2 protein-coding genes and 1 pseudogene are annotated in these 2,949 nt (G+C 46.9%); all 3 read right to left on the reverse strand.

Annotated elements, in window-relative coordinates:
* Positions 1-328: 328 nt before the first annotated feature.
* Positions 329-1,306, reverse strand: coding sequence for a tetratricopeptide repeat protein (locus CKW18_RS29480; protein WP_256587129.1), 978 nt, complete (start codon positions 1,304-1,306; stop codon positions 329-331).
* A gap of 17 nt (positions 1,307-1,323) precedes the next feature.
* Entirely contained in the window at positions 1,324-2,295 is a 972-nt protein-coding gene (locus tag CKW18_RS29485) for a tetratricopeptide repeat protein (RefSeq protein ID WP_095191970.1), read from the reverse strand.
* A pseudogene (locus CKW18_RS29490) lies at positions 2,288-2,949 on the reverse strand (hypothetical protein); the annotation flags it as partial. The pseudogene CKW18_RS29490 and the gene CKW18_RS29485, both read right to left, overlap by 8 nt.

Raw genomic sequence — 2,949 nt, forward strand, 5'->3', positions numbered from 1 at the left:
GGCGAAGTTGCACAGATTTTGGAGGCCGAGGACACTTGGAAATATTGGAGCGGGCTCTGCGTGATGAGGTAAGCCATCAAGCGCAGAGTTTAGGGTAAATTTGTGGGGATCCCTCAGGGTCTGTCCCCGTTTTCCGTCCCTTTTCTTTTTCGAAGTCCCCCGCGTGGGGTAATCGCTCATATTTATTGCTAGGCACTTAGGTCCTTCATGTGGGGGACTTAAGGGGCATGCCACGTTTAGTGTCCGTGAGGGTAGGGCTCATTGATAGATAGACCATGTCTAAAGAAGAGAACATGGTCTATCTTCGTTTGCTCTGTGGTTGGATTTTTTAATAACCATAAATTGGATCGAAGTAAGAAAGTGGTGGGTGTGTTCTTTCCCAATCTTTGGCGAATTCAATTCCTGACTTGATTTCCTCCGGCCCCATTTTCTCCGCAATCCTTGGAAGGTTTAACCTCGCTTCTTCTGGGGCGATAGCACCTCCCTTCAGATTTGAAATTAAGTATGTATATCCATACGCTTTTATTAGATCTAAGGGGAAGTCATAGCTATCTGGAAGATGGGCGATATTAAGGGCGTAGCCGCCTAGAGCGTCAATGTGCCCCGACTCGGCAGTCTTCTTAAGCCATTTTCCGACATCTTGTTTACTTCCGTTGTGTTCGTACAGATAGTTCGCATAAAGATACATCCCCGGAGGGAATCCTCCTTCCGCTGATGCCTTAAACCATTTTTCGATTGCTTTTTCTCGACTGCCAGGAATTACGAACCAACCTTTTCCATTTTGGTAGGCACTCGCAAGAAGTTGCTGAGCGAAGTTGTCACCCGACTCTGCAGCCCTTTCTAACCACTCCAAGCCTTGTTTAGCTGTATAGAGCGCTACCATTGCTTCGGTGTCGCCTCTCTCCGCGCGTTCGTGTGCAATTTTTAAGGCCTGCGCCCTCCAGTCCTTACCACTTTTTTGAGTGCAGGTTTCGATTACGGTGCAGAGATCTTCTTTGTTACTGAGACGCAGCATGGCATAGAGATGTCCTTGTTCGGCTGCGGCCTCGTACCATTTTACGGCGTCCTCTGTCATGTAGCGGTTACTTAATCGGATCGCCTCGCCTAAGTAATACTGAGCGTCTCGATCGCCTGCTTCAGCAGCGGTTTGCAAAAAAGGCTGTGAGGAAGTCCATGCACTTTGCTGGTAAAGCATAATTCCAGTTTCTTTCGCTGCCGCTTGATTTTCAATGACTTGGGCGTTGGAAATTGATGTGGTGGAAACCCAGAAGGCGATGCTCAAGAAAATAGGGCGGAAAGCGGACACAGATAAACTTCCTTAGATCAGTAGCCGTAAGCCGGAACAAAGTAGGAAAGTGGTGGGTGAGTCTTTTCCCAATCTTTGGCAAAGCGGATCCCATCCTTGATTTCTTGAGGACTCATCTTTTCGGCAATTTCAGGAAGGCTTCTTCTAGCATCCTCAGGGGCTACGCCACCGCCTTGCAAATGGGAGATAAGGTAGGTGATTCCATACGCTTCTACTAAGTCCAACGGAAATCCGTAACTGTCAGGAAGATGCGCTACAGTGAGGGCATATCCACCAGCGGCATCAATGTGACCTGACTCAGCGGCCTTTTTTAGCCAATATCCTACGTCTTCTTTGCTTGCTTTATTTTCATATAAAAAATTTGCGTAGAGGTACATACCCGGTGGGTAGCCGCTCTCCGCTGAAGCTTTGAACCATTTCTCAACGGCTTTTTCGCGGCTGCCAGGAATAAGGAACCAGCCTTCACCATCTTTGTACTTACCAGCAAGCACTTTTTGAGCAAATCCACTGCCTGCCGTCGCTGCTTTTTCCAACCATTGCAAACCTTGCTTGGCGGTAAATAAAACAATCATTGCCTCAGTATCGCCTTTCTCGGCGCGCTCATTTGCAACCTGTAGTGCATAATTCCGCCATTCTTCATCGCTTTTACCTGAGCAACTCCCCATCTCCTTGCACAAATCATGCGAATTACTCAGCCGAAGCATTGCATACAAATCTCCTTGCTTAGCTGCTGATTCGTACCATTTTTTTGCGTCTTCGGTGGTGTAGCGGTTGCTGAGGCGGATAGCCTCTCCCAAGTAATATTGCGCCGTACTGTCTCCCGCATCTGCCGCGATTTTCAGTAGCGGCTGAGAATCGTACCAATCACTTTGTTGATAAAGGATAAGGCCTTTATTTTTTGCTACTTGTTGATCGCTCGTAAGTTCTGCAAAAGCTGAGGTGGGTAGAAATATTGAATATAAAATTATGGCGTATATTGTTTTAATCAATGTTTGGTCCTTTGTAGAAGGCCTTGACTTCTTGAATAGGTGCAAATGCAGGGCCGGTATATGTGCTCGAGTAAGTGCAGTGGCTATTCATTCTCGCCCCTAGAAGTTTAGCGTTTTCTGAGTACCGCTCCCGCATTCTGTTGTTACCCGGGATGTGGCCTAAAACCCTTTCATTCATGAATAGATCGAGTTTTAACTTGTTTTTGCAGAACATAAGTCCTGCCTGCGGGGGACGAATCCCGTCACGATTCATGCAAATAATTGCTTCTTCAAATTGCAAATTTGCATTGGTTTTTTTTGAAATCCAACTAAGGCATCTTTCAATTGCTTGTTGTTGAATGAGGTATGCCTCGTCGTTGTTGTAGCTTTTACTGTCCTCGTCATCTTCAGCAGAAAATGACCTAGGTGAAGTACTTAAAGCCATTAGTAATGGGCCTAGGGCCTGTGGGGTTAGGTTGTACACCCACTCCTGCATTACTTTTTGGTTTTTATCCAAGATAAGTGTGTGAGCAATTTGTCCCCCACGACCACCCTCGGTCAGCGCATCAAATATCCCTTTAACAATGGCATACCCACGCACATAGGCAAACGCCACATCGATACCCGTGGCGCCGAGGAAGCTCAGTTTCTGCAGATAGTCCATGGCTTCGCCAT

Origin of the sequence: Pseudomonas sp. Irchel 3E19 (genome assembly GCF_900187585.1) — a bacterium.
Lineage (GTDB): Bacteria > Pseudomonadota > Gammaproteobacteria > Pseudomonadales > Pseudomonadaceae > Aquipseudomonas > Aquipseudomonas baetica.